General features: G+C 68.4%; 6 protein-coding genes. All 6 read left to right on the top strand.

The features are described from left to right. Nucleotides 1-23: 23 nt before the first annotated feature. The 6 genes from atpE to atpD all read left to right on the top strand — a co-directional run bounded on the left by atpE (nt 24) and on the right by atpD (nt 5,909). A complete protein-coding gene (atpE, locus tag ACZ5XZ_RS04485) occupies nt 24-275 on the top strand; it encodes an ATP synthase F0 subunit C (RefSeq protein ID WP_030414140.1) in 252 nt (83 codons plus the stop codon). 55 nt (nt 276-330) lie between these two features. Further along, nucleotides 331-879: a F0F1 ATP synthase subunit B gene (locus ACZ5XZ_RS04490; RefSeq protein ID WP_468974903.1), complete on the top strand. Its 549-nt coding sequence runs from the start codon at nt 331-333 to the stop codon at nt 877-879. Then, entirely contained in the window at nt 876-1,691 is an 816-nt protein-coding gene (locus ACZ5XZ_RS04495) for a F0F1 ATP synthase subunit delta (RefSeq protein ID WP_468974549.1), read from the top strand. The genes ACZ5XZ_RS04490 and ACZ5XZ_RS04495 overlap by 4 nt, the downstream gene beginning before the upstream one ends. Nucleotides 1,692-1,903: 212 nt before the next feature. Next, complete coding sequence (gene atpA, locus ACZ5XZ_RS04500) at nt 1,904-3,496, top strand: F0F1 ATP synthase subunit alpha (RefSeq protein ID WP_468974552.1); 1,593 nt, start codon at nt 1,904-1,906, stop codon at nt 3,494-3,496. Between the two features lie 20 nt (nt 3,497-3,516). Next, complete coding sequence (locus ACZ5XZ_RS04505) at nt 3,517-4,461, top strand: F0F1 ATP synthase subunit gamma (protein WP_468974554.1); 945 nt, start codon at nt 3,517-3,519, stop codon at nt 4,459-4,461. Nucleotides 4,462-4,466: 5 nt separating this feature from the next. Continuing rightward, a complete protein-coding gene (atpD, locus tag ACZ5XZ_RS04510; protein ID WP_468974556.1) occupies nt 4,467-5,909 on the top strand; it encodes a F0F1 ATP synthase subunit beta in 1,443 nt (480 codons plus the stop codon). Nucleotides 5,910-6,000 lie beyond the last annotated feature (91 nt).

The following is a 6,000-nucleotide window of genomic DNA, read 5'->3' on the forward strand; positions in this document are numbered from 1 at the left end:
TGAAATGAGAAGGAAGTAACGGCATGTCCGCTGCTCTCGAGACTGTCAACCTCGCCTCCGCGACCGCCTTCACCGGCAGTGCCAGCGCCATCGGCTACGGCCTCGCCGCGATCGGCCCCGGCGTCGGCGTCGGCATCATCTTCGGTAACGGCACCCAGGCCCTGGCTCGTCAGCCCGAGGCCGCCGGCCTGATCCGCACCAACCAGATCATGGGTTTCGCCTTCTGTGAGGCGCTCGCCCTCATCGGCATCGTCATGGGCTTCGTTTTCAAGTAAACGAACCACGACACCCATTTAGACGGAAGGCACTGATGTGAAGCCCCTGGTGAACATGGCGGCGGAGGTTCCCGAGAACCCCCTGGTCCCGCCGATTCCGGAGCTGGTCATCGGCCTGATCGCGTTCTTCATCGTCTTCGGCATCCTGGCCAAGAAGCTCCTCCCGACCATCAACAAGGTTCTGGACGAGCGTCGGAAGCTGATCGAAGGCCGGATGGAGGACGCCGAGGCGATTCAGGCCGAGGCCCAGCAGGTGCTCGCGGACTACCGGGCCCAGCTGGCCGACGCCCGCCACGAGGCCGCGCGCCTGCGCCAGGAGGCGCAGGAGCAGGGTGCAACTCTCATTGCTGAGATGCGCGCCGAGGGCCAGCGGCAGCGTGAGGAGATCATCGCTGCCGGTCACGCCCAGATCGAGGCGGACCGTAAGGCGGCCGCGCAGGCACTGCGTCAGGACGTGGGCACGCTCGCCACCGACCTGGCCGGCAAGCTCGTCGGCGAGTCCCTCGAGGACCACGCCCGGCAGAGCCGGACCATCGACCGCTTCCTCGACGAGCTCGAGGCCCAGGCGGCGTCGGACACGACGAAGGCTGAGGCCGGCCGATGAACGGAGCGAGCCGCGAGGCACTCGCCTCCGCACGCGAGCAGCTCAACGCGCTGACGGACGATGCTGCCGTCGACGCGGCGAAGCTCGCCGAGGAGCTGGCTGCCGTCACCGCTCTGCTCGACCGCGAGGCGTCGCTGCGTCGGGTCCTGACCGACCCGGCGCAGGCCGGCGAGGCGCGGGCCGAACTGCTCGGACGGCTGCTCGGCGGCCAGGTCGGCGGACCGGCCCTCGACCTGATCAGCGGCATGGTCCGCGCCCGCTGGTCGCGCTCGCGCGACCTGACGGACGCGCTCGAGGAGCTGGCCTACAGCGCCGACCTCGTCGCGGCCCAGCGGGCCGGCGGGCTCGACGACGTCGAGGACGAGCTGTTCCGGTTCGGCCGGATCGTCGGTTCCAACGGCGAGCTGCGTCGTGCGCTGACCGACCCGAACGCGACGGTCGCGGCCAAGACGGAGCTGCTGCATTCGCTGCTGGGCGGCCGGGCCAACCCGGTCACCGAGCGGATCGTGATCCGTCTTGTCGCACAGCCGCGGGGCCGTAGCCTGGAAGCGGGGCTCGACGCCCTCTCCAAGCTGGCGGCGAGCCGCCGGGACCGCATGGTCGCGGTGGTCACCTCCGCGGTGCCCCTCAGCGACGGGCAGCGGGAGCGGCTGAGCGCCTCCCTGTCCTCGCTGTACGGACGGCAGATCCACCTGAACCTCGACGTGGACCCCGAGGTCCTCGGCGGCGTCCAGGTACGGATCGGCGACGAGGTCATCAACGGGACCATCGCGGAGCGCCTCGACGAGGCGGCCCGGCGGATGGCCGGCTGACCCAGCCACCAACTCAAGAGCTGCACAACCGGCGGCCAGGCGCCGGGCCAGCCGGCCGGACCGAGAGGTCCGGCTGCGGTCCGGAAGAAGCCCCGGGGACCAGCACAAGCATGACGGCGGCCCGAGTTGGGCCGTAGGCGGAAACCCCCTGGGGACATCCCCCAGACCCCCGCAAGTAACTTCGGGCCCAACAAGGAGAGCAGGGAACCCAGATGGCGGAGCTCACGATCCGGCCGGAGGAGATCCGGGACGCGCTGGAGAACTTCGTCCAGGCGTACAAGCCGGACGCGGCCTCGCGCGAGGAGGTCGGCACGGTAAGCGAGGCCGGAGACGGCATCGCGAAGGTCGAGGGCCTTCCCTCGGCGATGGCGAACGAGCTGCTGAAGTTCGAGGACGGCACGCTCGGTCTTGCGCTGAACCTGGAAGAGCGCGAGATCGGTGCAGTGGTCCTCGGTGAGTTCAGCGGTATCGAGGAGGGCCAGCCGGTGCAGCGCACCGGTGAGGTGCTCTCGGTCGCCGTGGGCGAGGGCTACCTCGGCCGCGTCGTCGACCCGCTGGGCAACCCGATCGACGGCCTCGGCGAGATCGAGTCCGAGGACCGCCGCGCCCTGGAGCTGCAGGCTCCGGGCGTCATGGTCCGTAAGTCGGTCCACGAGCCCATGGAGACCGGCTACAAGGCCGTCGACTCGATGGTGCCGATCGGCCGCGGCCAGCGTCAGCTGATCATCGGTGACCGCCAGACCGGCAAGACCGCCCTGGCCGTCGACACGATCATCAACCAGCGCGACAACTGGCGCTCGGGCGACCCGAAGAAGCAGGTCCGCTGCATCTACGTCGCCATCGGCCAGAAGGGCTCCACCATCGCGTCCGTGCGCGGTGCGCTGGAGGAGGCCGGAGCCCTGGAGTACACCACCATCGTCGCCGCCCCGGCGTCCGACCCGGCGGGCTTCAAGTACCTGGCGCCCTACACCGGCTCGGCCATCGGCCAGCACTGGATGTACCAGGGCAAGCACGTCCTGATCATCTTCGACGACCTCTCGAAGCAGGCCGACGCCTACCGCGCCGTGTCCCTGCTGCTGCGCCGTCCGCCGGGCCGTGAGGCCTACCCGGGCGACGTCTTCTACCTGCACTCGCGTCTGCTGGAGCGCTGCGCCAAGCTCTCCGACGAGATGGGCGCCGGCTCGATGACCGGCCTCCCGATCGTCGAGACCAAGGCGAACGACGTGTCGGCGTTCATCCCGACCAACGTCATCTCCATCACCGACGGCCAGTGCTTCCTGGAGTCGGACCTCTTCAACGCCAACCAGCGTCCGGCGCTGAACGTGGGTATCTCCGTCTCCCGTGTCGGTGGCAGCGCCCAGCACAAGGCCATGCGCCAGGTCTCCGGCCGGCTCCGCGTGGACCTCGCCCAGTACCGCGAGCTGGAGGCGTTCGCCGCCTTCGGTTCCGACCTGGACGCGGCCTCCAAGCAGCAGCTGGAGCGCGGTAAGCGCATGACCGAGCTGCTCAAGCAGCCGCAGTACTCCCCGTACGCGACCGAGGACCAGGTCGTCTCCATCTGGGCCGGCACCAACGGCAAGATGGACGACGTGCCGGTCGAGGACATCCGCCGCTTCGAGCGGGAGCTCCTGGACCACCTCCACCGGGAGAAGAAGGACCTGCTGACCAGCATCCGCGAGGGCGCCAAGATGTCCGACGACACCATCGGTGCCATCGCCGAGGCCGTCGACGGCTTCAAGCAGCAGTTCGAGACCTCGGACGGCAAGCTGCTCGGCGAGGACGCCCAGGCCGGCACGAGCAAGTGACGACGGAAGGGACCTGATCCATGGGAGCCAAGCTCCGGGTCTACAAGCGTCGCATCCGCTCCGTCACCGCGACCAAGAAGATCACCAAGGCGATGGAGATGATCGCCGCCTCGCGCGTCGTCAAGGCGCAGCGCCAGGTGGCGGCGTCGACGCCGTACGCGAGTGAACTGACCCGCGCGGTGACGGCGGTTGCCACGGGCTCGAACACCCAGCACCCGCTGACGACCGAGGCGGAGAAGCCGACCCGGGCCGCGCTGCTGCTCATCACGAGCGACCGCGGTCTGGCCGGCGGCTACTCCTCCAACGTCATCAAGGCCGCGGAGCAGCTCACCGAGCGGCTCAAGGCCGAGGGCAAGGAGGTCGACGCGTACATCGTCGGGCGCAAGGGGGTGTCGTACTACAGCTTCCGCGAGCGCAAGGTCGTGGAGTCGTGGACCGGCTTCACCGACAGCCCGTCGTACGCGGACGCCAAGGCGATCGCCGCGCCGCTGATCGAGGCCGTCCAGAAGGACACCGCCGAGGGCGGCGTGGACGAACTCCACATCGTCTACACCGAGTTCATCTCGATGATGACGCAGACGGCGCTCGACGACCGGCTGCTGCCGCTGTCCCTCGACAAGACGGCCGCGGCTGCGACATCAGGGGCTGACGCCCCGGTGGCGGAGTCGTCCAAGGGCGAGATCCTTCCGCTCTTCGACTTCGAGCCGTCGGCCGAGGACGTCCTCGACGCCCTGCTTCCGCGGTACGTCGAGTCGCGGATCTACAACGCGCTCCTGCAGGCCGCCGCCTCCAAGCACGCCGCCACGCGTCGTGCGATGAAGTCGGCGACCGACAACGCAGAAGAGCTCATCAAGTCGCTCTCGCGGCTTGCCAACGCGGCCCGACAGGCCGAAATCACCCAGGAAATCAGCGAGATCGTCGGTGGCGCCAGTGCTCTGGCCGACGCGACCGCGGGGAGTGACTGACCACTATGACCACCACTGTTGAAACGGCCATGGCAACGGGCCGCGTCGCCCGGGTCATCGGCCCGGTCGTCGACGTGGAGTTCCCCGTCGACGCGATGCCGGAGATCTACAACGCGCTGACCGTCGAGGTCGCCGACCCGGCTCAGGCCGGCGCCAAGAAGGTCCTGACCCTCGAGGTCGCCCAGCACCTGGGCGAGGGCCTGATCCGTGCCATCTCCATGCAGCCCACCGACGGTCTGGTCCGCCAGGCCGCGGTGACCGACACCGGCGCCGGGATCACCGTCCCGGTCGGCGATGTCACCAAGGGCAAGGTGTTCAACACCCTCGGTGAGATCCTCAACAAGCCGGAGGCGGCTTCCGAGGTCACCGAGCGCTGGCCCATCCACCGCAAGGCCCCGTCGTTCGACCAGCTCGAGTCCAAGACCGAGATGTTCGAGACCGGCGTCAAGGTCATCGACCTGCTGACCCCGTACGTCAAGGGCGGCAAGATCGGTCTGTTCGGTGGTGCCGGTGTCGGCAAGACCGTTCTGATCCAGGAAATGATCTACCGCGTGGCGAACAACCACGACGGTGTGTCGGTGTTCGCCGGTGTCGGCGAGCGCACCCGTGAGGGCAACGACCTCATCGAGGAAATGACGGACTCCGGCGTCATCGACAAGACCGCGCTGGTCTTCGGTCAGATGGACGAGCCGCCGGGCACCCGTCTGCGCGTCGCCCTGGCCGGTCTGACCATGGCGGAGTACTTCCGCGATGTGCAGAAGCAGGACGTGCTCTTCTTCATCGACAACATCTTCCGCTACACCCAGGCGGGTTCCGAGGTCTCCACGCTGCTCGGCCGTATGCCGTCCGCGGTGGGTTACCAGCCGAACCTGGCGGACGAGATGGGTCTGCTGCAGGAGCGCATCACCTCGACCCGCGGTCACTCGATCACCTCGATGCAGGCGATCTACGTCCCCGCGGACGACCTGACCGACCCGGCGCCGGCCACCACCTTCGCCCACCTGGACGCGACCACCGTTCTGTCGCGCCCGATCTCGGAGAAGGGCATCTACCCGGCGGTGGACCCGCTGGACTCGACGTCCCGGATCCTGGACCCCCGCTACATCTCGCAGGACCACTACAACTGCGCCTCGCGCGTCAAGACGATCCTGCAGAAGTACAAGGACCTCCAGGACATCATCGCGATTCTGGGTATCGACGAGCTGGGCGAGGAGGACAAGCTCACCGTCCACCGCGCCCGTCGTATCGAGCGGTTCCTGTCGCAGAACACCCACGTGGCGAAGCAGTTCACCGGTGTCGACGGCTCGGACGTCTCGCTCGACGAGTCGATCACCGCGTTCAACGCGATCGCGGACGGTGACTACGACCACTTCCCCGAGCAGGCGTTCTTCATGTGCGGTGGCATCGAGGACCTCAAGGCCAATGCCAAGGAGCTGGGCGTCTCCTGACCCCGGCACGGTCCCGGGGGGGGGGGGGGGGGGGGGGGGGGGGGGGGGGGGGGAGGGGGGGGGGGGCAAAGAAGACAAACAAAAAAAAAGA

This window comes from Streptomyces sp. NPDC033270 (genome assembly GCF_055576575.1).

Coding starts and splice junctions, on each gene's coding strand:
- atpE (WP_030414140.1), top strand. CDS start 24: ATGTCCGCTGCTCTCGAGACTGTCAACCTCGCCTCCGCGACCGCCTTC.
- ACZ5XZ_RS04490 (WP_468974903.1), top strand. CDS start 331: ATGGCGGCGGAGGTTCCCGAGAACCCCCTGGTCCCGCCGATTCCGGAG.
- ACZ5XZ_RS04495 (WP_468974549.1), top strand. CDS start 876: ATGAACGGAGCGAGCCGCGAGGCACTCGCCTCCGCACGCGAGCAGCTC.
- atpA (WP_468974552.1), top strand. CDS start 1,904: ATGGCGGAGCTCACGATCCGGCCGGAGGAGATCCGGGACGCGCTGGAG.
- ACZ5XZ_RS04505 (WP_468974554.1), top strand. CDS start 3,517: ATGGGAGCCAAGCTCCGGGTCTACAAGCGTCGCATCCGCTCCGTCACC.
- atpD (WP_468974556.1), top strand. CDS start 4,467: ATGACCACCACTGTTGAAACGGCCATGGCAACGGGCCGCGTCGCCCGG.